Annotated in this window: 27 protein-coding genes and 1 tRNA gene; 8 read left to right on the forward strand and 20 right to left on the reverse strand. The window is 68.1% G+C overall.

Annotated elements, in window-relative coordinates; all coding sequences use genetic code 11:
• Nucleotides 1-11: 11 nt before the first annotated feature.
• From gloB to SJY20_RS14830, 4 genes are all read right to left on the reverse strand, one after another.
• On the reverse strand, nt 12-737 hold the full coding sequence (gene gloB / locus SJY20_RS14815; protein ID WP_380787680.1) for a hydroxyacylglutathione hydrolase: 726 nt from the start codon (nt 735-737) through the stop codon (nt 12-14).
• Nucleotides 737-1171, reverse strand: coding sequence for a VOC family protein (locus SJY20_RS14820; protein ID WP_380787681.1), 435 nt, complete (start codon nt 1169-1171; stop codon nt 737-739). The genes gloB and SJY20_RS14820 overlap by 1 nt, the downstream gene beginning before the upstream one ends.
• Nucleotides 1172-1365: 194 nt before the next feature.
• On the reverse strand, nt 1366-2109 hold the full coding sequence (locus SJY20_RS14825) for a hypothetical protein (RefSeq protein WP_380787682.1): 744 nt from the start codon (nt 2107-2109) through the stop codon (nt 1366-1368).
• Entirely contained in the window at nt 2106-2849 is a 744-nt protein-coding gene (locus SJY20_RS14830; RefSeq protein WP_380787683.1) for an alpha/beta fold hydrolase, read from the reverse strand. Before SJY20_RS14830 ends, SJY20_RS14825 begins: the two co-directional genes overlap by 4 nt.
• Nucleotides 2850-2947: 98 nt before the next feature.
• Between SJY20_RS14830 and SJY20_RS14835 the strand changes: the two genes are divergently transcribed.
• Complete coding sequence (locus SJY20_RS14835) at nt 2948-3970, forward strand: glycosyltransferase family 2 protein (RefSeq protein ID WP_380787684.1); 1023 nt, start codon at nt 2948-2950, stop codon at nt 3968-3970.
• A 41-nt stretch (nt 3971-4011) separates the two neighbouring features.
• Here SJY20_RS14835 and SJY20_RS14840 read toward each other — a convergent pair.
• A tRNA-Val gene (locus SJY20_RS14840) sits at nt 4012-4086 on the reverse strand.
• 44 nt (nt 4087-4130) lie between these two features.
• Nucleotides 4131-4508 carry a cell cycle two-component system response regulator CpdR gene (gene cpdR, locus SJY20_RS14845; protein WP_380787685.1) on the reverse strand — a complete coding sequence of 126 codons (378 nt, stop codon included), beginning with the start codon at nt 4506-4508 and terminating at the stop codon, nt 4131-4133.
• A gap of 162 nt (nt 4509-4670) precedes the next feature.
• Between cpdR and SJY20_RS14850 the strand changes: the two genes are divergently transcribed.
• Entirely contained in the window at nt 4671-5465 is a 795-nt protein-coding gene (locus SJY20_RS14850; protein WP_380788733.1) for an N-formylglutamate amidohydrolase, read from the forward strand.
• Between the two features lie 176 nt (nt 5466-5641).
• Here SJY20_RS14850 and SJY20_RS14855 read toward each other — a convergent pair whose 3' ends face one another.
• From SJY20_RS14855 to SJY20_RS14870, 4 genes are all read right to left on the reverse strand, one after another.
• On the reverse strand, nt 5642-6190 hold the full coding sequence (locus SJY20_RS14855; RefSeq protein ID WP_380787686.1) for a cytochrome b: 549 nt from the start codon (nt 6188-6190) through the stop codon (nt 5642-5644).
• Between the two features lie 247 nt (nt 6191-6437).
• A complete protein-coding gene (locus tag SJY20_RS14860) occupies nt 6438-7202 on the reverse strand; it encodes a SapC family protein (protein WP_380787687.1) in 765 nt (254 codons plus the stop codon).
• Nucleotides 7203-7286: 84 nt separating this feature from the next.
• A complete protein-coding gene (locus SJY20_RS14865; RefSeq protein WP_380787688.1) occupies nt 7287-8735 on the reverse strand; it encodes an FAD-binding oxidoreductase in 1449 nt (482 codons plus the stop codon).
• Nucleotides 8736-8745: 10 nt separating this feature from the next.
• Nucleotides 8746-9063, reverse strand: coding sequence for a hypothetical protein (locus SJY20_RS14870; protein WP_380787689.1), 318 nt, complete (start codon nt 9061-9063; stop codon nt 8746-8748).
• Between the two features lie 92 nt (nt 9064-9155).
• On the opposite strand from SJY20_RS14870, the gene SJY20_RS14875 reads away from it, so the two are divergent.
• The 3 genes from SJY20_RS14875 (at nt 9156) to SJY20_RS14885 (ending at nt 11785) form a co-directional block, all read left to right on the forward strand.
• Nucleotides 9156-9608, forward strand: a complete 453-nt coding sequence (locus tag SJY20_RS14875; protein WP_380787690.1) for a hypothetical protein — start codon at nt 9156-9158, stop codon at nt 9606-9608.
• A 130-nt stretch (nt 9609-9738) separates the two neighbouring features.
• Nucleotides 9739-11265 carry a DEAD/DEAH box helicase gene (locus SJY20_RS14880; protein ID WP_380787691.1) on the forward strand — a complete coding sequence of 509 codons (1527 nt, stop codon included), beginning with the start codon at nt 9739-9741 and terminating at the stop codon, nt 11263-11265.
• Between the two features lies 1 nt (nt 11266).
• Nucleotides 11267-11785, forward strand: coding sequence for a thioredoxin family protein (locus tag SJY20_RS14885; protein WP_380787692.1), 519 nt, complete (start codon nt 11267-11269; stop codon nt 11783-11785).
• 128 nt (nt 11786-11913) lie between these two features.
• Here the strand turns inward: SJY20_RS14885 and SJY20_RS14890 are convergent, their stop codons facing one another.
• From SJY20_RS14890 to SJY20_RS14915, 6 genes are all read right to left on the reverse strand, one after another.
• Complete coding sequence (locus SJY20_RS14890) at nt 11914-12528, reverse strand: glutathione S-transferase family protein (RefSeq protein ID WP_380787693.1); 615 nt, start codon at nt 12526-12528, stop codon at nt 11914-11916.
• 61 nt (nt 12529-12589) lie between these two features.
• Nucleotides 12590-13459 carry a dienelactone hydrolase family protein gene (locus tag SJY20_RS14895; RefSeq protein ID WP_380787694.1) on the reverse strand — a complete coding sequence of 290 codons (870 nt, stop codon included), beginning with the start codon at nt 13457-13459 and terminating at the stop codon, nt 12590-12592.
• 31 nt (nt 13460-13490) lie between these two features.
• Nucleotides 13491-14552: an MBL fold metallo-hydrolase gene (locus tag SJY20_RS14900; RefSeq protein ID WP_380787695.1), complete on the reverse strand. Its 1062-nt coding sequence runs from the start codon at nt 14550-14552 to the stop codon at nt 13491-13493.
• A gap of 236 nt (nt 14553-14788) precedes the next feature.
• Nucleotides 14789-15466, reverse strand: coding sequence for a cell cycle transcriptional regulator TrcR (locus tag SJY20_RS14905; protein ID WP_380787696.1), 678 nt, complete (start codon nt 15464-15466; stop codon nt 14789-14791).
• A 99-nt stretch (nt 15467-15565) separates the two neighbouring features.
• Nucleotides 15566-16588 carry a glycosyltransferase family 4 protein gene (locus SJY20_RS14910; protein WP_380787697.1) on the reverse strand — a complete coding sequence of 341 codons (1023 nt, stop codon included), beginning with the start codon at nt 16586-16588 and terminating at the stop codon, nt 15566-15568.
• Between the two features lie 13 nt (nt 16589-16601).
• A complete protein-coding gene (locus tag SJY20_RS14915) occupies nt 16602-17477 on the reverse strand; it encodes a UDP-2,3-diacylglucosamine diphosphatase (protein ID WP_380787698.1) in 876 nt (291 codons plus the stop codon).
• A 218-nt stretch (nt 17478-17695) separates the two neighbouring features.
• On the opposite strand from SJY20_RS14915, the gene alr reads away from it, so the two are divergent.
• From alr to SJY20_RS14930, 3 genes are read left to right on the forward strand one after another with little or no spacing between them, the layout of a single operon-like run.
• On the forward strand, nt 17696-18787 hold the full coding sequence (alr, locus tag SJY20_RS14920; protein WP_380787699.1) for an alanine racemase: 1092 nt from the start codon (nt 17696-17698) through the stop codon (nt 18785-18787).
• A 59-nt stretch (nt 18788-18846) separates the two neighbouring features.
• A complete protein-coding gene (locus tag SJY20_RS14925) occupies nt 18847-20100 on the forward strand; it encodes a D-amino acid dehydrogenase (protein WP_380787700.1) in 1254 nt (417 codons plus the stop codon).
• A 10-nt stretch (nt 20101-20110) separates the two neighbouring features.
• The gene (locus SJY20_RS14930; RefSeq protein WP_380787701.1) at nt 20111-20458 is read left to right on the forward strand and encodes a RidA family protein; all 348 of its coding nucleotides are present in this window, start codon (nt 20111-20113) and stop codon (nt 20456-20458) included.
• Here SJY20_RS14930 and SJY20_RS14935 read toward each other — a convergent pair.
• The 4 genes from SJY20_RS14935 to SJY20_RS14950 form a co-directional block, all read right to left on the reverse strand.
• Entirely contained in the window at nt 20433-21143 is a 711-nt protein-coding gene (locus SJY20_RS14935; protein WP_380788735.1) for an EAL domain-containing protein, read from the reverse strand. The two genes, SJY20_RS14930 and SJY20_RS14935, sit on opposite strands and share 26 nt — an antisense overlap.
• Before the next feature lie 122 nt (nt 21144-21265).
• Nucleotides 21266-22426: an AMP-binding protein gene (locus tag SJY20_RS14940; protein ID WP_380787702.1), complete on the reverse strand. Its 1161-nt coding sequence runs from the start codon at nt 22424-22426 to the stop codon at nt 21266-21268.
• Nucleotides 22423-23709 (reverse strand): diguanylate cyclase, encoded by a 1287-nt coding sequence (locus SJY20_RS14945; protein WP_380787703.1) that lies wholly within the window; start codon nt 23707-23709, stop codon nt 22423-22425. Before SJY20_RS14945 ends, SJY20_RS14940 begins: the two co-directional genes overlap by 4 nt.
• An 8-nt stretch (nt 23710-23717) precedes the next feature.
• Nucleotides 23718-24080, reverse strand: coding sequence for a phosphonate transporter (locus SJY20_RS14950; protein WP_380787704.1), 363 nt, complete (start codon nt 24078-24080; stop codon nt 23718-23720).
• Between the last annotated feature and the right edge of the window lie 90 nt (nt 24081-24170).

Genomic DNA, 24170 nt, shown 5'->3' on the forward strand with positions numbered 1-24170 from the left:
TCGATAGTCGCTTACCCGCGAAACGAATCCTTGGCCTGTCGCCGCTCCCCCAGTTCCTCCGCCGACGTCGCGCGCAGGAAGGGGTTGGTGGCGCGTTCCAGCCCGATACTGGTCGGCACCGTCGCCTCGCCGCGCGCCCGCAGCGCGTCGACCTCGACCATCCGCGCCTTGATCGCCGCATTGTCCGGCTCCGCGACCAGCGCATAGCGGCCGTTGCTCTGGGTGTATTCGTGACCGCAATAGACCTGCGTGTCGTCGGGCAGCGTCGCGTACCGCTGCATGTTGGCGAACATCTCGGCCGGCGTGCCCTCGAACAGCCGCCCACACCCCATCGCGAACAACGTGTCGCCGGTGAAGATCGCGGCATCGTCCACAAAATGGAACGCGATGTGCCCGGCGGTGTGGCCGGGCACGGCCATCACGGTCGCGACATGCTCACCCAGCCGGACGGTATCGCCCTCGCCGACGCCGGTATCAAGCGTCGGGATCTTCGCCGCCTCCGCCGCAGGGCCGGTGACGGTCGCGCCCTGCGCCTTCATCGCTTCGTTGCCGCCGGTGTGATCGCCGTGCCAGTGCGTCGTCCACACCTGACCGATCCGCCAGCCGCGAGCCTCGGCGGCGGCGATCACCGGCGCCGCCTCGCCCGGGTCCACCGCGACGGTCTCGCCGCTCGCCGTGTCATGGACGAGCCAGGCGTAATTGTCGGAGAGGACGGGGACCCGGACGATCTCCAGCATCACCAGTGACCGGTGTTGGGCATCGACACCCACGGCTCGGCGGGGTCGAGGACACCGTCCTGCAGCAGCTCGATCGAGATGTTGTCGGGTGTCCGCACGAACGCCATGTGGCCGTCGCGCGGCGGGCGGTTGATCGTCACGCCGGCATCCATCAGCCGCTGGCAGGTCTCGTAGATATCGTCGACGCGGTAGGCGAGGTGACCGAAATTGCGGCCTTCGCCATACTCTTCCGGGTCCCAGTTATAGGTCAGTTCCACCTCGGCATTGGCGCGTTCGCCGGGGGCGTTGAGATCCTCGGGCGTGGCGAGGAAGATCAGCGTGAAGCGCCCCTTCTCGCTCTCCAGCCGGCGAACCTCCTTCAGCCCGAGCAGCTCGAAGAAGCGGATCGTCGCATCCGGATCGGCGACGCGGATCATGGTGTGGAGGTATTTCATGCGGTGTCCTAGATCAATAAAGCGTTGGCCTAGCAATCCCCGTCACCCCGGACTTGTTCCGGGGGCACCTGATCCTCCCCTTGCAGGGGAGGTGGCAGCCCGCAGGGCTGACGGAGGGGTATCGCCCTCTCGACAGCAAGTCACCCCTCCGTCTGGCTGCGCCAGCCACCTCCCCTTGCAGGGGAGGATTGTCCTCAAGGTTTCGCGTCGAACTGCTTCAGCGCGACGACCGCGCTCTTCCCCGCGTCGCTCATCGGCGCCAGCCGCGCAGCCTGCGCCCACGCCGACCTTGCCGCAGCCTCGTCCCCGGCAAGCGCGGCGATATTCCCCGCCTCCAGCTGCACCGCGGCATCGTCCGACGATCGCTTCAGCGCCTCGCCGATATCGGTCTTCGCGCGCCGCGGATCGCCCGCGCGCCGCGCCAGCGTCGCCGACAACAGCCACGCCAGTGGATCGTCGCTCGCAGTGGTCAGCGCCAGATCGATATCCGCGCGTGCCGCCTCCAGGTCGCCGCCCGCCACCAGCGCACGGGCATGGTCGAGCTGCGCCTCACCGAGCGCGAGCCCGCTCAGCGTCCCCGTCGTCAGCGCCGAATCGAGCGCGGTGCGCGCCTTGGTCGCATCGCCGGCGGCAAGCCAGGCGTTACCGGCCTGCGCCCAATAACTCGCGCTGCGTTCGTTCCGCGCGACCTGCGCAGCACGCGCCGCCGCCTCGAATTCCGCCGCGGCGCCCGCCCAGTTCTTCTGCGTCGCGAACGCCAGCCCGGCACAAGCGCGCGCATAATGGCCGCCACCCGAAGCCTGCCACCGCCCCGCTTCGGTGCGCGCCGCGCCCGGATCGCGCTCGGCCAGCGACGCGCATCGATCGAACCGATCCGTGCGGGAATCGGCGGGACCGGCCTGTGCGGCGGTTGCGGCGGCGAGAAGCAGCAGGATCATAGCGCGGCAATCACATCCTCGACCGCGCGGATGATCAGCGCGATATGGGGATCGCGCGACAGGCGGTGGTCGCCGTCCTTGACCAGCCATGTCTGCACATCGGCTGAACGCAGCAGCTCGGCGAGCCGCGCGGTGCGCGCCCACGGCACATCGGGATCGCGCTGGCCCTGCACCAGCCGGACCGGACAGGTCACCGCGATCTCGCCGAACATCAACCGGTTCGCCTCGCCCGACGACCAGAAGGCGCGGGTGTAGACGACCGGCTTCGGCCCGTATTTGCTGACCCGTTCGAGCCGCCCGGCGCTCAGCAGCGTCATCTTCTCGTCGGTGGTGAAGCCCCAGTCGGTGAAGTCGGGCGCCGGCGCGATCCCGACCAGCCCGGCGACCTTGTCCGGGTGCGCCTTGGCGATCAGCAGCGCCAGCCACCCGCCCATCGACGATCCGACCAGCAACGCGGGCCCCTCGACCAGCGCGTCGATCATCGTCAGCGCATCGTCGCGCCAGTCGGCTAGCGTCTGGTCCTCGAACGCGCCCTCGCTGCGGCCGCAGCCGCCATAGTCGAAGCGCAGATACGCGCGCCCCTGCGCCTTCGCCCAGGCCTCCAGCGCGACCGCCTTGGTCCCGGTCATGTCGGAGCCATAGCCGGACAGGAAGACGATCGCAGGACCGGTCCCGGGGGTGTGGTGATAGGCCAGGCTCGGGCGCGGTTTGGGCTGGGTATCAGTCGGGGTATCGGTCATGCCGCGAGCCCTATCGTATTTCGCCTTCCATCGGGAAGGGCGATCGGGAACCGCGCTCGACCGTTGCCGCGGGGCCGTCGCGACCCTAGACGGTGGCGATGACCCGTCCCGCGCTGTCCGTCGTCGTCCCCTGCTACAACGAGGCTGCGTGCCTCGACCTGCTCCACGCCCGCATTTCCGGCGCGGCGAAGGCTGCGGTCGGGGAGGATTACGAGATCGTCTTCATCAACGACGGCTCGCGCGACGACAGCTGGGGCACGATGCAGCGCCTCGCCGCCGCCGACCCGCGGCTGGTCGCGATCAACCTGTCGCGCAACCACGGCCACCAGCTCGCGCTGACCGCGGGGCTCGACCTGTGCGCCGGCGACCAGATCCTGATCATCGACGCCGACCTCCAGGATCCGCCCGAACTGCTCAGCGACATGCGCGCGGCGATGGCGGCGCAGGAGGCCGACGTGGTCTATGCGGTGCGCCGCCAGCGTGCCGGCGAGACGCTGTTCAAGAAGGCGACGGCGGCAGCGTTCTATCGCCTGCTGACGCGGATGACCGAGACCCCGATCCCGCTCGACACCGGCGATTTCCGCCTGATGAGCCGGCGCGCGCTCGACGCGTTCCTCAGCCTGCCCGAACAGGCGCGGTTCATCCGCGGGATGGTGGCGTGGATCGGCTTCCGCCAGGTCCCATTCCCCTACGATCGCGCCGAACGGCATGCCGGCGAGACGAACTACCCGCTCGCCAAGATGATCCGGCTGGCATTCGACGCGGTCACCGGCTTCTCGACAGCGCCGCTCAGGTTCGCCAGCCATGTCGGCCTCGCGCTGACCGCCGCGTCGGTCTTGCTGCTGGTCTACATCGCGGTCGGCTTCCTCACGGGCAGCGCGGTGCAAGGCTGGACGTCGACGATGCTGGTGGTCGTGCTGCTGGGCGCGGTGCAGATGTTCGTGCTCGGGATGATCGGCGAATATCTCGGCCGCCTCTACGTCGAATCGAAGCGCCGCCCGCTATACATCGTCGCCGACGTCGCCGGCCCGATCCAGGGCAAGGCCACGCTCGGCTTCCGCGCCGCTCCGGCCGAGGTCGTCCGACTGCCCGACGGCGCCGCGGATATCCGCCGCCCATAACAAAAAAGCCCTGGCAGCGCGGACGCTACCAGGGCTTTTCATGGTGGGCGTGGCAAGGATTGAACTTGCGACCCCTGCGATGTCAACACAGTGCTCTACCACTGAGCTACACGCCCACGTCGCAGCGTCTCTAGCGTCGTTTGCGGAAACCGCAAGCGCTTCAGTGCACCCCCGACACATTATCCGTTTCGAACATCCGGTCGACTTCCATCACCAGGTCGCGGAGGTGGAACGGCTTGGACAGCACGCGCGCCTGCGGCATTGTGCGGCCGGCCTTCAGCGTGACCGCGGCGAACCCGGTGATGAACATCACGCGCAGGTCGGGGCACAGCTCGCCCGCGCGCTGCGCCAGTTCGATGCCGTCCATCTCGGGCATCACGATGTCGGTCAGCAGCAGGTCGAACCGCTCGGTCTCGAGGAACGGGATCGCCGCCGTGCCGCGGTCGACCGCGGTCACGGCATAGCCCGACCGCTGCAGCGCGCGGGTCAGATATTCGCGCATGACCTGGTCGTCTTCAGCCAGCAGAATTCGCAACATTTGGTTCGGATGCCCTATCGTTCGTGAACCCGGCATTAGCCGCAAAGCGGTTAAGATTTCCAGCGCATTGCCCTCGCCCATGGCACCGCCTAGCGTCCCCCGGTGACCCGGACACCCTCATTCACGCGCACCGGCGCGACCCCGCCGGCAAGCCCGGTGGTGATGTCGGTGCCGCATGCCGGGCGCGAGTATCCGCCGGCGCTGCGTCAGGCGCTGCGGGTGCCGATGGCGGCGGTGCTGCCGCTGGAGGACCGCCTTATCGACGCGGTCGCGCAGGCCGCGCGCACCGTCGAGACGATGCTCGTGCAGGACCGGGCGCGCGCGTGGATCGATCTCAACCGCGGCGAGGACGAACGCGACCCCAAGGTCGACGAGGGCGCCCGGCCGGTCGCCCTGGTGCACCAGTCGGCGAAGCTGCGCAGCGGGCTGGGGCTGGTGCCGCGGCGCGCCTCGAGCGCCGGCGACCTGTGGGGGCGGCGGTTCGCGGACAGCGACGTGACCCGCCGGATCGCCGAGGATCACCGGCCCTATCATGCCGCGCTGTCCGCGGCGCTGGCGGCGGCGCGAGCGCGGTTCGGGATCGCGGTGCTGCTCGACGTCCATTCGATGCCGCCGCTGGGCACGCCGGGCAGCGTCGCACGGATCGTGCTGGGCGATCGCTTCGGCCACACCGCCGATCCGCGCTTCGTCGCCTGCCTGGAAGCCGAGGGGGCAGCAGCAGGGCATGTCACCGCGCTCAACGCGCCCTATGCCGGCGGCCACATCCTCGAGCGCCACGCAAACCCCGCAGGCGGCATTCACGCGATCCAGCTGGAGTTCGACCGCTCGCTGTACCTCGACCCGCAGCTCGATGCGCCCGGCGCAGACTTTGCCGGGATCGCGGCGCTGCTGGGCCGCATGCTCTCCGCCCTTGCCGACGAAGCGCTCGGCACCCGCATCGCGGCGGCGGCGGAGTAGACCCAAAAAAAACCACCCCGTGCGGTATCGCACGGAGTGGCCAAGGTTCAGGGAGGAGACACACCTGAAAGGCGTGTCGTACGGCGCCGCGAAAGGGGGGGACACGATGCCGTACAAGAGCTAAATAGGCGAACGCGAATTTGGTTCAACCCTGTTGCTCAAAAGTCGCAAAAAAGTCAGCGGCGACGAACCACCGGCGCCATCCGGGCGAGGACAGTGTTGCGCAGGATCAGGTGATGGCGCAGCGCCGCGGCGACGTGGACCACCACCAGCGCGACCATCAGCCACCCCAGCACGCCGTGTGCGCTATGGCCGAACCCGCCCGCCGCCTTCGACACCGGCAGATACGGGATATCGAACAATCCGAACCAGTTGAGCGGCCCGCGCTTCTCCGAGCCCGACACCATCATCCAGCCTGTCAGCGGCATCGCCAGCAGCAGCGCATAGAACAGGAAATGGGTCGCATGGGCGACGCCCTTCTCCGCGGCCGGCAGCTCGGCGGGCAGCGGCGGGGCGGGATGCGACAACCGCCATGCGATCCGGCCGAGCGTCAGCACCAGCACGGTAATCCCGATCGCCTTGTGCGCGCCCATCCACGGACGCAGCGCGGGAAACGGATCGTGGAGGATGCCGACCGCCAGGTTGACGATCACCAGCAGCGCGATCGTCCAGTGCAGCCAGATCGCGACGGTGGAGTAACGGTCGGTGCGTTCGAATGCCGGCATGGTGCCTCCCTTATGTTCGGGAGGACGCTACACCGGTGCCATCGGGCTGGGTAGCCTTCGGAAATCCATTCGAAGGCGGGTACGATTTTGCTCGTCCCGCCTGCCCGCCACGCACACCGTCACCCCGGACTTGTTCCGGGGTCCAGGGTACCGCAAACTCGATACGTTCGGATTTGCGGTACCCTGGATGCCGGAACAAGTCCGGCATGACGGAAGATAGCGATTGAATTAAGCCGAGAAAGTCCAGTTAGCCGAGCTGCGGCTGCGGCGCCTTGCCCAGCTGGACCTGGCGCCCGAACAGGTCGCGCATCAGCGACAGCGAGAACAGGTGTGCGTACAGCAGCGGCAGCATCCCCGACTTGCTCATCTTGCGCAGCGTATCGCCGCGCGCATCCATCAGCTTTTCCTCGTTCACCATCTGGAAACCGCGATAGATGAACGGCTGGTCGGCGCCGTCGGGCTGGATGCTGACCTCGCCGTCCATCAGCAGGTCGAGCTCGCGCAGCTCCTTCATGAAGTTCTGGGTGCGCGCGCCGGCCTGTTCGAACGATTCGTTGAACGCCAGGATGTTCTTGGTCATCTCGGTCGGCTGGCCGTCCTCGAACAGCGCGTCGCCGTCCTCGAACTCGCCCAGCGCGTCGGAGGTCGGATCGAAGCACAGCGACAGCTCCTGCGCATCCGGGTGCAGCCGCGCCAGCATGTACGGATAGCGACGAACGTACGCGGGCACGTAGAAGGTGTTCTCGGTCAGCTTGCCGTCGTCGCCGACGAACACGTTGACGCCCTCGTTCAGGCCCATCAGCGCGAGCGGGATCGCGTCGTCGCCGATCGAGAACACGATCGGCATGTGACGCTGCACCAGCGGGAATTCGTCGACGGTGATCGGGATGGCATGCTGGCCGACCAGGAACGGCGCGCTGTCCTGCGTCCGGACCTTGTAGTTGGCGTGGGTGTCGCTCGAAAGCGGCTCAAGGCCGTTGTAGAAAAGCGGAAGCTGAGCAGCGCTGGCCATAAGTCTCTCCAAAGACGTCGATGAAGCCGCATGGTGCGGCCGATTGAAAGGGCGCCGCAACGCGCGGTCGATTGGCGCGAGGCTCTATGGTGCGGGCGCGTCCGGCGCAAGCGTAACGAGCTTGCCCGGATTGAGGATGCCGAGCGGATCGAACGCTGCCTTGATCGCGCGCAACGCCATCATCCGCGCCGGCGACGACAGCCGCTCCAGTTCGCCGCGTTTCATCTGGCCGATGCCATGCTCGGCCGAGATCGACCCGCCCGCCGCGACCACCAGGTCGTCGACGAACCGCGTGACGACCGGCGCATCCTCGCCGTACCAGCGGGCCGGACCGGTGCCGGGCGCGGCGCGGACGTGGAAATGGACGTTGCCGTCGCCGAGATGCCCGAACCCGCTGGCGCGTGTCCCGGGGAAGCGCGCCTCGCACGCGGCACTCGCCTCGATCATGAAGCGCGGCATCGCGTCGACCGGCACCGAGATGTCGTGCTGCGTCGCCGGACCCAGCGCGCGTTCCGACGCCGACAGCGAATCGCGGATTCGCCAGAACGCGTCGGCCTGCGCTTCGCTCGCGGCGATCACCGCGTCGGCGGCAAGGCCATCGGCGAGCGCGGCGCCGAGCAGCCGTTCGAGCAACGCCGCGGGTGGCTCGCCATCGGTCGTCGCCGCCGTCGCCTCGATCAGGACGTGCCACGGATGATCGCCCGCCAGCGGCGCGCGCGTCGCCGGGATATGCGCGATCACCGCCGCGAGCGATTCGGCCGGCAACAGCTCGAAGCTCTCGATCGCCTCGGTCGCTCCCTGCAGCCGGCGCAGCAGCCGCAGCGCGCTCGCCGGGCCATCGACCCCGACCCACGCCACCGCGCGCGCCGCAACCGCCGGCACCAGCCGCAGCGTCGCCGCAGTGACGATCGCCAGCGTCCCCTCCGACCCGATCAGCAACTGGTCCAGATCGTAACCGCGATTGTCCTTCTTCAGCGCCGACAGGCCGTCATGCACCGATCCGTCCACGAACACCGCCTCGATCCCCGCGACCAGCCCGCGCATCGTTCCGAACCGCAGCACCTGTGTGCCGCCCGCATTGGTCGACACCAGCCCGCCGATCGTCGCCGTGCCACGCGCGCCCAGCGTCAACGGGAAGCGCAGGCCCTGCGACTGTGCCGCCGCATCGAGATGGTCGAGGATCACGCCGGCCTCGGCCACCGCGAGCCCCGCGGCCGCATCGACGTCGCGAATACGGTTCATCCGCCGCATCGACAGCAGCATCGCGGTGCCGTCCGCAGGCGGCGTCGCGCCGCCGACCATCGACGTGTTCCCGCCCTGCGGCACCAGCGCGACGCCGTGCTCGGCCGCCGCCTGGACGATCGCGACCACATCGGCGGTCGATGTGGGCGAGAGCAAGACGGGCGTCTGCCCGTGATACCGCCCGCGCCAGTCGACCAGCCACGGCGCGATATCCGCGGCATCGGTGACGATCGCCTTGGCATCGAGCCGCGACGCCAGCGCGTCGAGCATGCGGGTCTGTTCGGGGGTCATGGCGATGCTCTTAATGCGCGCGGAACGGTAGCGATAGCATTCCGCCATCCGCCCCTTCCCCCTCCCCGTCATCCTGACGAAAGTCAGGATCCAGGGTCACAGGCGTTTCCGCTGCTTGGCTCTGGGTCCTGACTTTCGTCAGGATGACGAAGTTAAGGTAAAAGTTCGCCTGGCGTTCGACCGGCGCGCCTGACGCTGGCGTCATCGATGATTGATCCAGCGACACCCGCACCAGTACCGCGCACGGGCCCTTGCAACGTAGGAAATCCACGAGCAGCGTCCGCGGGCTCTTTCTCATGGCTCCCGCCGACGATGCGATACGAAACATAGCCCCTGCGCATGACTTTTGTGACTTTCCGCATGCCGACCGCTCGCAGTTCACCTCGCGTTCAACGAGCGCCCCTAACGCATGCGTCATCCATGCTTCATCCAGCCATCCCTGTTGCCCTGCTCGCGCTCGCCGTTCCGGCGGCTGCCATGGTCGGCGCCAACCGCGGCGGGGCGCAGGTCGCCCGGCTCTCGATCCATGAACGAATCATCGTCCGGGTACCGCGGATGTCGCACCAGCCCTCGGCCAGCAGCATCGCGAACGCGCCCGAGTTCAAGGAACACAAGGGTCCCAAATGCGTCGCGGTCGGCGACATCGCCGGCGCGGTGATGGGCAAGCCCGGCATCGTCGACCTGATGATGGAAAATGGTACCCAACTACGCGCAAGGCTCGAAAGCGCCTGCCGGCCGCTCGATTACTATTCCGGCTTCTATATCCGCCCTGCGGCCGACGGGCTGATCTGTCAGGATCGCGACGCGATCCGCATGCGATCGGGTGCGACCTGCGAGATCGAAGGGTTCAAGTCGCTGCGGATCAAGCGCTGAAGCGGCTCTTTACTCGGCCGAACCCCACGTTTCCTTGACATTTCGCGTCAAATCCGCGAGCGCCGACGGTCTCGGGGACCGCGCCTGCGCCCCCGTCGTTTATCCGGATATTACGCATGAGCCTGACTGCATGAGCTTCGCCGATCTCGGCCTATCCGACGAACTGCTGAAGGCGGTCACCGACTCCGGCTATACCGAGCCGACGCCGATCCAGGCCGGCGCGATCCCTTCGGTGCTGATGATGCGCGACATCATCGGCATCGCCCAGACCGGCACCGGCAAGACCGCGTCGTTCGTGCTGCCGATGATCGACATCCTGGCACACGGGCGCAGCCGCGCGCGGATGCCGCGGTCGCTCATCCTGGAGCCGACCCGCGAACTCGCCGCGCAGGTCGCGGAGAATTTCGAGAAATACGGCGTCAATTCGAACCTCTCGATGGCGCTGCTGATCGGCGGCGTATCGATGGGCGACCAGCTGGCCGCGCTCGAAAAGGGCGTCGACGTGCTGATCGCGACGCCGGGCCGGCTGATGGACCTGTTCGGGCGCGGCAAGATCCTGCTGACCGGCTGCTCGATGCTGGTGATCGACGAGGCCGACCGGATGCTCGACATGGGGTTCATCCCCGATATCGAGGAAATCTGCGCCAAGCTGCCCAAGACCCGCCAGACCCTGCTCTTCTCCGCGACGATGCCGCCGCCGATCAAGAAGCTGGCCGACAAGTTCCTGTCGAACCCCAAGACCATCGAGGTCTCGCGCCCGGCGTCGACCAACCTCAACATCAAGCAGTACCTCGTCACGGTCGCGAGCCAGTCCGCCAAGCGCGAGACGCTGCGCCGCCTGCTCGACCAGGCCGAAGTCACCAACGCGATCATCTTCTGCAACCGCAAGACTACGGTCCGCGATCTCAACAAGATCCTCAAGCAGGCGGGTCTGAAGTCGGGCGAGATCCACGGCGACATGGAGCAGCGCGAGCGCCTCGCCGAGCTGGAGCTGTTCAAGACCGGCGCGGTCAACGTGCTGGTGGCGTCGGACGTCGCCGCGCGCGGGCTCGACATCAAGGGCGTGTCGACCGTCATCAACTATGACGCGCCGTGGCACCCCGACGATTACGTCCACCGCATCGGCCGCACCGGTCGCGCCGGCGCAACCGGCACCGCCTATACCTTCGTCGCACCCGACGATGCCGAGAACATCCAGAACATCGAGAAGCTGACCGGTCAGACCATCGAGCGCCTTGGCACGGCCGCCCCGGCAGTACCGGTCGAAACCGCGGTCCCGGTCGAAGACGCCGAGCCGCCCCGCCGCGGCCGCACCCGTCGCGCGCCCCGTGCCGACACCGTCGCACCCGCGGTCGAGGCCGAAGTCCTCGCCGAGGTCGCCGTCGCCCCTGCCCGCACCGAACGCCCGCGTCGCGCCGAGCGTCCGCGCCGCGAAGAACCGGCCGCCGCCCCGCGCCGCGATCGTCCCGAGCCGGTGCGTGCAGAAACGCCAGTCGACTCGCGCCCGGCATCTCGCTCCGAGCCCCGTCGCGCCGAACCGCGCCGAGCCGAACCGAGCCGCGTCGAACCACGCCGGGATCGCCCGGTCGACGACGCGCCGGACAATGGCTGGAACGGTCCGGTCCCCGACTTCCTCAGCGCCATCATCGGAGGCTAACATGCCCGCATTCCGTTTCGCCGCCCTCGCGCTGGCCACCCTCGCGCTTGCCGCGCCGGTAGCGGCGAAGGTCGCAGCCCCCCGCGTCAGTGCTGCCAGCTTCACCAACCTCGCCAGCCCCCTGCCTCTTCCGTACGATGAGAAGGCGAACGCGGACGCGCAAGTCGCCGCCGCCCGCAACCGTGCGCTCAAGACGCACAAGCGACTGCTGATCGATCTCGGCGGCAACTGGTGCCTCGACTGCCGCCTGCTCGCCGGCACCATAGACCTGCCCGAGGTAAAGCGCTTCGTCGACGCGCACTTCGTCGTCGTCACGGTCGACATCGGCCGCTTCGACAAGAACGGCCAGATCGCCGCACGCTACGGCATCAAGGGCCGCTTGAAGGGTGTCCCCGCCGTGCTCGTCGTCGACCCGCGGACCAACAAGCTGCTCAACGCCGGGCATGAGACGGAACTGTCCGACGCCCGCTCGGCAGGCCCCCAAGCCCTCGCCGACTGGCTGGCCGGCTGGGCGGCCTGAACCGCCACACCACCCCGGCGAAGGCCGGGGCCCAAATGGGATAGCCTGAGCAACGTAGGTCAGCGGCAGTCGCAGCCGTCCCCCAATTGGGCCCCGGCCTTCGCCGGGGGGTAGGGTCGGTAGGTCTGCTATTCCTTCTTCGGTATCAGCGCATCGTCGATCGCCGCCGCCCGCACATACGCCTCTCGCTCCGCTAGCCGCGCACCATAATCAACGAACGCGTCGCGCTTCGGCATCCACCCGAACATCTGCCCCCACATCACCTGGCTGCCGACATAGACGTCGGCGGCCGTGAACCGGTCCCCCGCGATGAACGGATGCGCCGACACCGCGGCTTCGAGCGTATCGAGCATCGTGTCGAACGTCCCATAACCCACCATCCGCTGCTGGTCCTCGGTCGGCACCACACCCAGCGACTTGTTGGTCACCGCCGCCTCGACCGGCCCCGCCGCATAGAACAGCCAGCGATAGTAATCCGCGCGCTCGTCCGCGGTCGGCGCCAGCCCCGCATCGGGGAACGCCTCCGCCAGATACGCGCAGATCGCCGCGCCTTCGGTCACAACCTGCCCGTCATGAACGATCGCCGGCACCTTGCCCATCGGGTTGACCGCCAGATACTCGGCGGCCTTCATCGACGACGCATAGTCGAGCACCACCGTCTCGTACGGCGCGCCGACCTCCTCGAGCATCCAGCGCGCGATGCGCCCGCGCGACATAGGATTGGTGTAGAATGTCAGCGTCATCGGATCCCCCCTATGAACAGATGCGGAACATCTACCCGATCACGCCTACCGTCAAGCACGCTTAGACCAGCGCGGTCTCGAACAGCGCGAGCATCCGCCCCCACGCCTTGTCCGCCTGCGCCGCGTTGTAGACCCGGCTGTCGGGCGGGCACCAGCCATGCATCGTGCCCTGATAGACCTCGATCTCGGCGGGCAGCTTCGCCGCCGCGAACGCCGCCTTCAGCGTGTCCTTCTCGGTCGGCGATCGCGCGTCGTCGTTGGCGGCGATCGCGATCAGGTAGCGTGCCTTCATCTGCGGGATGCGCAGATGCGGGCTGTCGGGCTTGTCGGTGACCATCCCGCCGCCGTGGAAGGTCGCGCCCGCACGGATGCGGCCGGGCACCGCCGCCGCGGTCAGCATCACCATCGGGCCGCCCATGCAATAGCCGGTGGTCGCCATCCCGCGCTTGCGATCAACCTGCGGCTGCTTGTCGAGGAAGCCGGTGAAGGCAATGCCGTCCCGGACGGTACCGTCGGTGCTCAGCGCCGCACGGAACGGAGCAATGCGCGCCTTCACCTCGGGCTGGTCATAGGATTCGCCGGGCTTCAGGAACGGCGCCTTGGTCGAGCGGTAGAACTGGTTGACCACCAGCACCGCGTACCCAGACTGCGCGAGCCGGTCGGCCATCTGCCGGAACGCGGGGCGCAGGCCCATGATGTCGGGCCAGATCAGCACGCCGGGGTGCTTGCCGGTGGCGGGTGCGACGAAATAGGCGTCGGCCTTGCCGTCGGGCGTCGCGATCGTGACGTCGCGGCCGGCGATCGGCGCGGCGTTGGCGGGTGCCGGCAGCAGCATCGTGAGACCCGCGGCCCCGGTCATCATTCCGAACTGGCGGCGCGAGACTTCGCCCAGCAGCCGGTCGTTATCCTCGGTGGTATGATCGTCGCACATGCGCCTCTCCTGTCCAGGCGCGGAAGCTACATCAAGTCGCGCGCCACCACCACACGCCATCGACGGTGTCGCGCACCGCCCTGCCCTCGACCTCCAGCCGGCGCAGATGCGCGAGTGCCTCGCCGGTCGCCATGCCGAGCATCTCGGGTCCGATCGCGCGGCTGAACAATCGGCCGAAGCACTCGACCGCGCGCCGCGGCGCGACCAGGAACGCGGCCAGATCGTCGAGCCGTTCGCGATGTTCGCTATCCATCGCGTCCAGGCGCGCATGCAGTCCCGTGAAAGGATCGCCGTGCCCGGGCAGCACCAGCAGGTCGTCGGGCAGGCTTTTCAGCTTGGCGATCGACGCGAACCATTCGCCCAGCGGGTCGGCATTGGGCTCTGTGGCGGTCAACGACACGTTCGGACTGATCCGGGGCAGCACCTGGTCGCCCGCGATCAGCACGCCAGCGTCGGCATCGTACAGGCACGCGTGTTCCGGGCTGTGACCCGATCCCACCACCACGCGCCAGTCGCGCGCGCCGATCGTCAGCGTATCGCCGTCCGCGATCCGGGTGAAGCCGAGCGGTAGCGGCCGCGTGACGAGGCTGAACAGTCCCCAGCCCTGCATGCTGGCCTGCGCGACCTGCTGCTCGTCCCAGCCGGCTGCGCGCCAGAACCTGATCTGCTCCTCGGGCACGGTCCCGCTCGCATCGCCGAGCAGCATCCGTGCGGTCAGCCATTCGCCCCGCGTCATCACCAGCGGGCAGTGGTGGCGCGCGCACATCCACCCGGCGAGGCCGATATGGTCGGGGTGGAAATGCGTCCCGATCATCCGCGTCACGCGGACACCGGCGAGCGGCCCTGCGAACACTGCCTTCCACGCGTCGCGCGCGTGCGTCGTGTTCATGCCGGTATCGACCAGCGCGACACCACCATCGTCTTGCAGGACCCAGCAATTGACGTGTTTGAGCGGTCCCGGGACTTTCAGGCGCACCCAATCGATCCCCGGGGCGACGCGCATCGTGTCGCCGGCGCCGGGTTCGGTATCCCCGAACGGGTGGGTCAGCCCCTTGTGGGCGGTCGGTGCGCGGTCGGTGGATGCGGTGGCCATGCGTTGCAGCTAGCAACCGGCTGCGCCGCACGCCACCCGCCGATTGGATCGTCACCGCGACCGGCAGATATCGGTCACCCGGTCCGCCCTAAGTCCCGTCACCCCAGCGAAGGCTGGGGTCTCCCGCGGCGGCGTGGCGCGTTCGCCTCACGAGATCCCAGCCTTCGCTGGGATGACGACGGGGTTGTCGCGAAGCAACTCTCTCTTAGGCTCCTACGCTTGCGGGAGCCCCGAGGTCAGCGCTTGAACGGATCGTCGAACAGCGGCTTGACCGGGAGCACGCCGCCCTGCGCGACGAACTCGGCGTCCGCCGCAGCCTGAGCGCGCTCGCCGCGGAGCTGTTCGAGCAGCGCCTCGCGGTCGCCCTCCAGCCGGGTGTCGGTCGGCGCTTCCATGCCCGCCGCCTTCGCGGCCTTCGCCACTGCGGCGTCGAGCTCGCGCTGCGTCGTCAGGCCCAGCGTGACCGGGTCCTTCGGGGTGATGTTGGCGATGTTCCAGTGGCTGCGGTCGCGGATCGCGGCGATCGTCGTGCGAGTCGTGCCGATCAGCAGACCGATCGCACCATCGGTGATCTCGGGATGGTTGCGGATGATCCAGGAAATGCCGTCGGGCTTGTCTTGGCGCTTCGAGACCGGCGTGTAGCGCGGGCCCTTGGTGCGGCGGACCTGGTCTGGACCCTTGATCATCTTCAGGCGGTAATCGGGATCGGCCGATCCCTTGTCGATTTCTTCCTGCGTCACCTCGTGCGCGCGGACCGGGTCGCGCCCGGTCAGCTTAGTCGCGGCGGTGTCGTCGGCGATCGCCTGGACCTCGAGGATGTGCAGCCCGCAGAAATCGGCGATCTGCTCGAAGCTGAGCGCGGTATTGTCGACCATCCAGGAGGCGGTCGCGTGGGGCATGAGCGGCTGGGCCACGGCGTGAACTCCGTAAAAATAGAAAGGGCCGCCCCTTTCGGAGCGGCCTGACATGGCGGACGATGTACCGCGCGCTGGCCCGTCAAGCAAGCGACGCTTCTAGGCCGCGAGGGCGAGCGGTTGCAGCGGCACCAGCGCATGCAGGAACTGCCGGGCGCTGGTCGCCCAGCTGAACCGCCCGGCATAGGCCGCACACGTCACCCGGTCGCGCGTTAGGGCTGTAGCGATCGCTGCGGCCAGGTCCTCGTCCATCGCCCCGACCCGGTCGTCGAGCACGTCGATCGGCCCGGTCACCGGATAGGCAGCGACCGGTGTGCCGCACGCCAGCGCCTCGATCATCACCAGTCCGAAGGTGTCGGTTCGGCTGGGAAAGACCAGCACGTCGGCCGAGCGATAGGCCGCAGCGAGTTCGCAGCCCGCCCGCTGCCCGAGGAAATGGACCTCGGGGAAGCGCTTGGCGAGCGCGGCGCGCGCCGGGCCGTCGCCGACGACGACCTTGGTACCGGGATGCTCGCACGACAGGAACGCCTCGATATTCTTCTCGATCGCGACGCGGCCGACATAGAGCATCACCGGGCCGGGCAGGTCCGCGAATGCCGGATCGCGCGCGCCGTCGGTGCCGAACAGCGAGAAGTCGATGCCGCGGCCCCAGGCGCGGGCATGGTCGAGCCCGTGCGCCGCCAGTGTCGCCTCGACTGAGGGGGTCGACGCCAGGATCGCCTGCGCCGGCGCGTGGAACCAGCGAATATAGCGCCAGATCCATTCCGGGTTCGCGCCGGTGCGGGCGGCGATATAGTCGGGGAACTGGGTGTGATAGGCGGTCGTGAACGGGATCCCCCGCGCCAGGCACCAGGTGCGGGCAGCGAGGCAGACCGGCCCCTCGGTCGCCAGATGGATCGCATCCGCGCCGAACGCGGCGAGCATTCGCCCGACCGCCGCCGATCGCGCGAAGGCGAGCCGGATCTCGGGATAGGTCGGGCATGGCACCGACGCGAACCGTTCGGGCGAGAGCACCAGTACGATATGACCCATCGCCTCGAGCTCGGCGCGGACCGCCTGCAGGGTGCGGACGACGCCGTTGACTTGCGGGCTCCAGGCATCGGTGACGATCGCAATACGCATCGGTCTTCTCCCGTCAGGCGGCGATGGCGACGACGGTGTCGCGCGAGCGGGCGGCGATCTCGTCGCCCCAGTGCAGCAGCTCCATCCGGCCGTCGAAATGTTCGACCAGCGCGGTGCAGCTCTCGACCCAGTCGCCGTCGTTGAAATAGGCGACACCGGCGATGTCGCGCATCTCGGCAGTGTGGATGTGGCCGCACACCACGCCGTCGACGCCCTTCAGGCCAGCGGCATGCGCGACCACCGTCTCGAACTGCGAGATGAAGGCCACTGCATTCTTGACCTTCGCCTTGGCGTGCTTCGACAGCGACCAATAGGGCAGGTTCATCCGGCGGCGGGCGGCGTTTACCCAGCGGTTGACGCCCATCAGCACGGTGTAGGCGGCGTCGCCGACATGCGCGAGCCAACGATGCGCCAGCGTGATCGCGTCGAATTCGTCGCCGTGCAGCACCAGCAGCCGCCGACCGTCTGCGGTCTCGTGGATCGCGTTGCGCTGGATCGCGATGCCGCCGAAGTCGAGCCCGGTGAACTGGCGGAACACCTCGTCGTGATTGCCGGGGATATAGACGACGCGCGTGCCACGCTTGGCGCGCTTCAGCAGTCGCCAGACGACGTCGTTGTGCGCCGCCGGCCAATAGATCCGCTTCTTCAGCCGCCAGCCGTCGATCATGTCGCCGACCAGGAACATCGTCTCGCTGTCGACATGATCGAGGAAGTCGACCAGCATCTCGGCATTGCAGCCGCGCGTGCCGAGATGGACGTCGGAAATCCAGATCGTCCGAAACCGCCGCCGCTCGACGATCCGTTCGGGAATAGCCGGCCGCGAATGGATGAAATCGGCAATAGCGGTGATATCGGCGATCCCGCGATCGAACGGCAACTCGGCGGTCATGGGCAGCCCCCCAATGAAGTCCTGCCGATGCTATGCCCCAAGAGTGTTACACGGCTGTGGGATTTGGGTTACGGGACGAAGACCGTCCCGTTGGCGCCACTGCACTGCGTCGTGGTGCCGGCTGGACGGGCAGGTTGCGCGGCAGGACGTCGCGGCCATGACGATCGCCACTTTCCGTCGCTCCGGCACGTTACTATGCGGGGAGCGAGAGGATCCTGATGACTGCATGCACGTCCGAGCGGATGGCGATGACGCGATTGACCATCGACCTGGACGCCATCGTCCGCAACTACCGCCGCATCGTCGCGCTGGCGCCGGGCAGCGCGGTGGCGGCGGTCGTCAAGGCGAACGCCTATGGCCTCGGCGCAGCGCCGGTAGCGGCAGCACTGGCCGCGGCCGGCTGTCGGCATTTCTTCGTCGCGCATTTGTCCGAGGTCGCCGCGGTCCGCGACGCAGCGCCCGCGGGAACGCCGATCTATGTCCTCAACGGGCTAGCCGCGGGTGCCGAGGCCGAGTGCGCGGCGCTCGGCGCGATCCCGGTCCTCAACTCGCTGGTACAGCTCGCCGCCTGGTCCGCGCACGGCAAGCGCCCTGCGGTGCTGCAGGTCGATTCCGGGATGCAAAGGCTCGGCCTTTCGCCCCCGGAGGTCGAACGACTGATAGAAGACCCCGGTCTGCTCGCGGGCATCGACCTGCGCTATCTGATGAGCCACTTCGCCTGTGCCGACGAACCGGAGTCGCCTGCGAACGCCTGGCAACGCGACCGGTTCGCGACGACCTGCGCACAGCTCCCGTCAGCGCCCCGCTCGCTCGCCAATTCGGGCGGCGCATTCCTGGGTCCCGACTATCACGGCGACCTGTTGCGTCCGGGAATCGCGCTCTACGGCGGCGATCCGCAGCCCGGCGTGACGATGGCGCCCGTAGTCACCCTGATCGCGGACATCATCCAGACGCGCGTCGTCCCCGCCGGCGCCGGCATCGGATACGGCCTGACCGCGCCCGCCGATACCGACCGGGTCATCGCCACGATCGGCGTCGGCTATGCCGATGGCTGGCCGCGCCGCCTCGGCGGCCGCGGATCGGCGTTCGTCGGCGGTATTCGCGTGCCGATCGTCGGCCGGGTGTCGATGGACAGCATGCTGATCGACGTCAGCGACGTGCCCGGCGAGGCACGGCTAGAGGGCGCCCCTGTGGAACTGCTCGGCCCCCACCAGACGATCGACGATGTCGCGCGCGATGCCGAGACGATATCGTACGAAATACTGACCCAACTTGGGTCGCGCTATGCCCGAACCTATATCGGGTCCTGAAATCAAATCGGGGGCGGCGTCGGAGAGGACGCGGACGCGACCCATCGGAGCGAAACGGCATGAAAATCCTCGTCCTCGGCAGCGGCGTGATCGGCGTCACCTCGGCCTGGTATCTGCAGGAAGCCGGGCACGAGGTAACGGTCGTCGATCGCCAGCCCGCGCCGGCAATGGAGACGAGCTTCGCCAACGCGGGCGAGATCTCACCGGGCTATGCTTCGCCCTGGGCGGCGCCGGGGATCCCCGCCAAAGCACTGAAATGGCTGTTCATGCAGCATGCGCCGCTGATCCTGCGGCCACAGCCCGACATGGCGATGGCGCGGTGGCTGGTCGCGATGCTGCGCAACTGCACCGCCGAACGCTATGCGATCAACAAGCGCCGGATGGTGCGGGTCGCGGAATATAGCCGCGACCGGCTGATCGACCTGCGCCACACCACCGGCATCGCCTATGACGAGCGGACGCAGGGCACGCTGCAGCTGTTCCGCGAGACCAAGCAACTCGACGGCATGGCCAAGGACATCGAGGTACTGGCGGCGGACGGCGTGCCGTTCGAGGTACTCGACCGCGCCGGTTGCATCGCGATCGAGCCCGGCCTTGCCAACAGCGCGGCGCCGATCGCGGGCGGGCTGCGGCTACCCAACGACGAGACCGGCGACTGTTTCAAGTTTACCAACGCGCTGGCGAAGCTGGCGGCGGAGAGAGGCGTGACGTTCATCCAGAACCGCACGATCGAGCGGCTGACGTCCGAGAAGGGCAAGATCACCGGCGTCGTCACCGATGGCGGGGTGATGACCGCGGACGCCTATGTCGTCGCGACCGGCCCGCATTCGCCGCAGATCGTGAAGTCGCTGGGCCTCAAGGTGCCGGTGTTCCCGGTGAAGGGCTATTCGATCACCGTGCCCATCACCAATGCGGCACGCGCGCCGGAATCGACGCTGCTCGACGAGAGCTACAAGGTCGCGATCACGCGGCTGGGCGACCGCATCCGCGTCGGCGGGATGGCGGAGATTTCCGGGTACAACAACGCGCTGCCGGAGGCGCGGCGTGCGACGCTGGAGCATTCGGTCGGCACGCTGTTCCCGGGAGCGGGCGACCTGTCGACGGCAAGCTACTGGTCCGGATTGCGGCCGATGACGCCAGACAGCACGCCTATCATCGGCCCGACGCGCTATCCGAACCTGTATCTCAACACCGGGCACGGCACGCTGGGGTGGACGATGGCGTGCGGATCAGGGCGCATCATTGCCGACATCGTCAGCGGCCATACCCCCAATATCGACGTCGCCGATCTCGCACTCTCGCGCTACGCATAGGACACCTGCCATGACCATCACGCGCATCGATACCGACGCCCGCATGAGCCAGGCCGTGATCCACGGCGACACGATCTATCTGGCCGGTCAGGTCGGCGAGCCGGGCCAGGACGTCGCCGAGCAGACCCGCACCGCGCTGGCCGAAGTCGACGCGCTGCTGGCGCAGGCCGGCAGCGACAAGTCGCGGCTGCTGATGGTGACGATCTGGCTGGCCGACATGGCCGACTTCGCCGCGATGAACGCGGTGTGGGATCCGTGGATCGCGGGTGTCGCGGCCCCGGCGCGCGCGACCGGCGAAGCGAAGCTCGCGTCTGCAGACTACCGGGTCGAGATCATTGCAGTAGCGGCACGGGGCTGAGATCCCGCACCGGCGGGAGTGCTTCCGTCGCGGGTTTGGCAAGCAGATACCCCTGGCACAGCCGGATGCCGACCGACTTCAACGTCTGCAACTCCGCCGCGGTTTCGATGCCTTCGGCGATGCAGCCGACGCCGAGTTCGTCGGCGATCCGGACCACGTTCGCTACGATCACCTGCCGCGCCACCGACGTGTCGATGTCGCGGATCAGCGCCATGTCGAGCTTGAGCATGTCTGGTCGCAGATCGGCCAGCAGCCCGAGCCCCGCATAGCCGGCGCCGAAATCGTCGATCGCCGTGGTGAAGCCGCGCGCCTGATACGCCTCGACGATGTGCCGGACATGCGCGACGTCGCGCATCCGCTCGTCCTCGGTGAACTCGAACATCAGCCGACGGGGATCGAACCCGCTACGCCGCGCCGCAGTGAGCGAGGCGCGGATGCAGGCGTCCGGTTCGTACACCGCGCCCGGCATGAAGTTGATCGACAGCTTCTCGGTGCCGTCGGGCGCGAACAGCCGTCCCGCCAGTTCGATCGCGGTGACCCGGCACGCCTGGTCGAACTTGTAGATCATGTCCGCATCGACGCTGGCCAGGACGTCGCCCGCGGACTGTCCGTCCGCGCCGCGCACCAGTGCCTCGTAGGCGAAGACCCGTCCGGTCTGGATATCGACGATCGGCTGGAACGCCATCGTGATCGCCATCGACAGTGGTTTAGCGGTCTTGCAGCCGGCACAGGCGGCTTCCTTGGTTCGCGATGCCATTGCCGCGGTCGCGGCTGCGGCGGCTTCGGCTGCCGCGATCGGAGAGTACATCATGTCCAGTCTTCCATCTTGCCGATCGCGTTGCAGGGCAGTGCGGCCCCGAAGCGAAAGGTCTTGGGTCGTTCCTGCGCCGTCAGCCGGGAGGCAACGACCTCTTCGAGAACGACGAGCAAATCGTCGGCGTCATGCCCCGCGCGGGGCACGACGAACGCTTTCAGCCGACCATTGTCGCCGAGGCGTACCGCGGCGGAGTCGACGCCGTCGACCGCGCACAGCAGGCGTTCGACGTAGCCGGGCCAGACGTTGTGGCCCGCGATCTGCACTGCGCCGTCACGCCGGCCGATCGGGCGCAGCGACCGCTCGCCGGTGCGCTCGACATGATCGGGCAGCGTGGCGATCGCGCCGTTCCGATCCGTCAGCTGCCAATCGTCGCCATCCGCGGTCAGCCGCCATCTCGGCAAAAGCTCATACTGGGCGGCCGGCACGTCGCGCATCGCAATCGCTCCGGTCTCCGACGCACCGTAGACGTCGACCAGCCGATCGAGCCCGGCCGCCAGCAGGTCCGCAGCGAGCGCGTCCGGCAGCGATCCCGCCGAACTCACGCCGACGATTCCCGCAGGAAATCGGCGGGTCAGGCGCAGCATCGCCTGCCACTGATCGGGAACCGCGACGATCAGGTCGCCCGCTGCCAGGCCAAGCGGCGATCCGATGCTGCGCGTCACCACCGGGACGTCGAGCGCGTCCGGCAGCAACGCCGTCCAGATCATCCCGTACAGATGATGCGCGGGCACCAGCGCGACGATGCGGCGGCGGTCGGCGAACCGCGACGTAAGGTAGGTTGCCTCGTCGAGCAGGTCGGCGGTGGCATGGGCGCAGGACCGCGGCGTGCCCGTCGAGCCCGACGTGCGGACCGTGATCTGCGCTCCGGGCGACGCTTGCCTGCGCAGGATCCAGTCGATCCAATCGCTGACCGTTTTTGGCTGATCCTCGCCGAGCGTGGCGTCATCAAGATCGAACGTCTCGGCGAGCGCACCGAGCGCTCCGAGCCGCTCCATCGAGTCCAGCCCAAGACCCTCGTCCGCGATCGGCATCTCCTCCGACCAGTCACCGGCGCGCGCGAAGCCAGCGCCGCGCACCCGCTCCACTTCGGCCGCCACGACCGCGCAGGCGATCCGCAGCGCCGCCCGTCGGGGCAAATTGGTATTGCTCACGCCGCGTGGGCCTGTGCGGCGAACACCTGGTTTCGCCCGGCACGCTTGGCGGCGTATAGGCGCTGGTCCGCCAGCCCGATCAGGTCATCGATCGAACCCTCGACCTCGTCGAGCGTCGCATAGCCGAAGCTCGCCGTCGCCCTCAGCGTGCCGTCCGGGACGTCGACCTCGATCGCCGCGATCGCGGCGCGCATTTCCTCCGCGAGGTTCGCGGCCTGGGTGCGGTCGTAGCGCGGCAGCAGCGCGCCGAACTCCTCGCCGCCCAGTCGCGCGAAGATCCCCCGCGGGGGCAGCAACGCGGCGCAGGTCTCCGCCACCCGGCGCAGCAGGATGTCGCCGACCGGATGGCCGTGCGCGTCGTTGACCGCCTTGAAATGATCCAGATCCAGCACGACCAGCGACAGCGACTGGCGCAGATCGCGCCACTGGGTCTGCTCGCGCTCCATCGCCTGGCTGAAATGCCGCCGGTTGACCGCCCCCGTCAGATGGTCGCGCGTCAGCAGCCGCCGCAGGTCCTCCGCCGCCGCCTCGCGTCGCGGCACGTCGCGCAACACGACCGAATAATGCGACCCCGCAGACGCTTCGCCGCCGGTTCGCGCTACCACCAGCCGCTGGCACCAATACCGGTTATGGTCGGCGCGCCGCTGCCATCCTTCCTGGAGATGCCAGCCATCTCTCGCCGCAATCTGCAACTGGTCGTCCAGGCAAAGATCCCCGCCGGATATGTCGGTGCAGAGCACTTCGCCGAGATTCTGCCCGACGACGTCGGCAACCTCGTGCCCCGTCTGGTGCGTGAAACACGCGTCGGCCGATACGATCCGGCCATCCCCAGCGATCGTCAGCGCTGCATAGTCGTTGATACCGTCGAGCAGCGTCGCAAACCATGTATCCGCTTGTCGCAGCCGCTGTTCCTGGACGACCTGTTGGCTGATGTCGGTCAGCGTCGCCATCAGCCGATCCGCGCCGAGCTTTACCAGCGTACAGGCGAGCACCTTAGGCACCCCGCGCCGCGCCGGCCCCAGTTCGACGAAGATACGGTGCCCGTCGCAGATCCGCCCGGCCGCCGGCGCGAACGCGGTCACCATGGACCGCAGTTCGGGCGCGTGCTGCTCGAGCGCGGCAAACAGGTTGCTGGCGTCGCGCGGACCCGCCAGCGGCAGCAGAAGCTGCATCGCGTGCGGGTTCATCATCGCGATATCGCCGGCGGCATCGCATTCGATCAGCCCGACCGGGCAGGCGTAGAGGAATTCGAGCAGCTGTTCTTCGCTGGACCCCGCGGTCATGTCGGCTCCTAGCGCTCGATCAGGATATAGCGGAGCGGCATGTCGGCCGATGCCAGCAGCCGCAGCCGAACCTTGGTCGGGCGCATCCGCAGCGTCAGCACATACGGCACGATGTCGTCGAGCTCCGGCTCATCCTCGAACCGCTGCGCGACGAGGAAATTGTTCATGCACTGCGCGACCGCGTCGAAGAACGGCACCCCGAACACCGTGGTCGGATCGAGCCCCGACATTCGCGCCTCGGTCGCGTTATAGACGCGAACGATCGTGTCTTCGGCAAACCCGACGACCCCGAACGGCAGCGCGTCGCGGGTCTCGTCGTCCAGGGCATCCAGGTCGCGCAGGGCGACCGATTCGAAATTTACGCGCAGCATCACAACCGTAGCTCCATTGCCGAACGCGTACCGCAAAAGGACTAAACATCCTCTTAAGCGTGCGCTGGAGCCACGCTAACGCGCGGGGGT

This window comes from Sphingomonas sp. R86521 (assembly GCF_042466235.1).
Classification (GTDB): domain Bacteria; phylum Pseudomonadota; class Alphaproteobacteria; order Sphingomonadales; family Sphingomonadaceae; genus Sphingomonas.

Excerpts from the sequence above, each read along its gene's own strand:
- SJY20_RS14890 (WP_380787693.1), bottom strand. The coding sequence starts at position 12,528 with ATGACGCTGACATTCTACACCAATCCTATGTCGCGCGGGCGCATCGCG.
- SJY20_RS14865 (WP_380787688.1), bottom strand. The coding sequence starts at position 8,735 with ATGACCCCCGAACAGACCCGCATGCTCGACGCGCTGGCGTCGCGGCTC.
- SJY20_RS14915 (WP_380787698.1), bottom strand. The coding sequence starts at position 17,477 with ATGACCGCCGAGTTGCCGTTCGATCGCGGGATCGCCGATATCACCGCT.
- SJY20_RS14895 (WP_380787694.1), bottom strand. The coding sequence starts at position 13,459 with ATGTGCGACGATCATACCACCGAGGATAACGACCGGCTGCTGGGCGAA.
- SJY20_RS14875 (WP_380787690.1), top strand. The coding sequence starts at position 9,156 with ATGCTTCATCCAGCCATCCCTGTTGCCCTGCTCGCGCTCGCCGTTCCG.
- SJY20_RS14825 (WP_380787682.1), bottom strand. The coding sequence starts at position 2,109 with ATGATCCTGCTGCTTCTCGCCGCCGCAACCGCCGCACAGGCCGGTCCC.
- SJY20_RS14910 (WP_380787697.1), bottom strand. The coding sequence starts at position 16,588 with ATGCGTATTGCGATCGTCACCGATGCCTGGAGCCCGCAAGTCAACGGC.
- SJY20_RS14930 (WP_380787701.1), top strand. The coding sequence starts at position 20,111 with ATGACCATCACGCGCATCGATACCGACGCCCGCATGAGCCAGGCCGTG.
- SJY20_RS14850 (WP_380788733.1), top strand. The coding sequence starts at position 4,671 with ATGTCGGTGCCGCATGCCGGGCGCGAGTATCCGCCGGCGCTGCGTCAG.
- SJY20_RS14945 (WP_380787703.1), bottom strand. The coding sequence starts at position 23,709 with ATGACCGCGGGGTCCAGCGAAGAACAGCTGCTCGAATTCCTCTACGCC.
- SJY20_RS14855 (WP_380787686.1), bottom strand. The coding sequence starts at position 6,190 with ATGCCGGCATTCGAACGCACCGACCGTTACTCCACCGTCGCGATCTGG.
- alr (WP_380787699.1), top strand. The coding sequence starts at position 17,696 with ATGACTGCATGCACGTCCGAGCGGATGGCGATGACGCGATTGACCATC.
- SJY20_RS14885 (WP_380787692.1), top strand. The coding sequence starts at position 11,267 with ATGCCCGCATTCCGTTTCGCCGCCCTCGCGCTGGCCACCCTCGCGCTT.
- cpdR (WP_380787685.1), bottom strand. The coding sequence starts at position 4,508 with ATGTTGCGAATTCTGCTGGCTGAAGACGACCAGGTCATGCGCGAATAT.
- SJY20_RS14925 (WP_380787700.1), top strand. The coding sequence starts at position 18,847 with ATGAAAATCCTCGTCCTCGGCAGCGGCGTGATCGGCGTCACCTCGGCC.
- SJY20_RS14900 (WP_380787695.1), bottom strand. The coding sequence starts at position 14,552 with ATGGCCACCGCATCCACCGACCGCGCACCGACCGCCCACAAGGGGCTG.
- SJY20_RS14935 (WP_380788735.1), bottom strand. The coding sequence starts at position 21,143 with ATGGCGTTCCAGCCGATCGTCGATATCCAGACCGGACGGGTCTTCGCC.
- SJY20_RS14830 (WP_380787683.1), bottom strand. The coding sequence starts at position 2,849 with ATGACCGATACCCCGACTGATACCCAGCCCAAACCGCGCCCGAGCCTG.
- SJY20_RS14870 (WP_380787689.1), bottom strand. The coding sequence starts at position 9,063 with ATGTTTCGTATCGCATCGTCGGCGGGAGCCATGAGAAAGAGCCCGCGG.
- SJY20_RS14835 (WP_380787684.1), top strand. The coding sequence starts at position 2,948 with ATGACCCGTCCCGCGCTGTCCGTCGTCGTCCCCTGCTACAACGAGGCT.
- SJY20_RS14860 (WP_380787687.1), bottom strand. The coding sequence starts at position 7,202 with ATGGCCAGCGCTGCTCAGCTTCCGCTTTTCTACAACGGCCTTGAGCCG.
- SJY20_RS14880 (WP_380787691.1), top strand. The coding sequence starts at position 9,739 with ATGAGCTTCGCCGATCTCGGCCTATCCGACGAACTGCTGAAGGCGGTC.
- SJY20_RS14950 (WP_380787704.1), bottom strand. The coding sequence starts at position 24,080 with ATGCTGCGCGTAAATTTCGAATCGGTCGCCCTGCGCGACCTGGATGCC.
- SJY20_RS14820 (WP_380787681.1), bottom strand. The coding sequence starts at position 1,171 with ATGAAATACCTCCACACCATGATCCGCGTCGCCGATCCGGATGCGACG.
- gloB (WP_380787680.1), bottom strand. The coding sequence starts at position 737 with ATGCTGGAGATCGTCCGGGTCCCCGTCCTCTCCGACAATTACGCCTGG.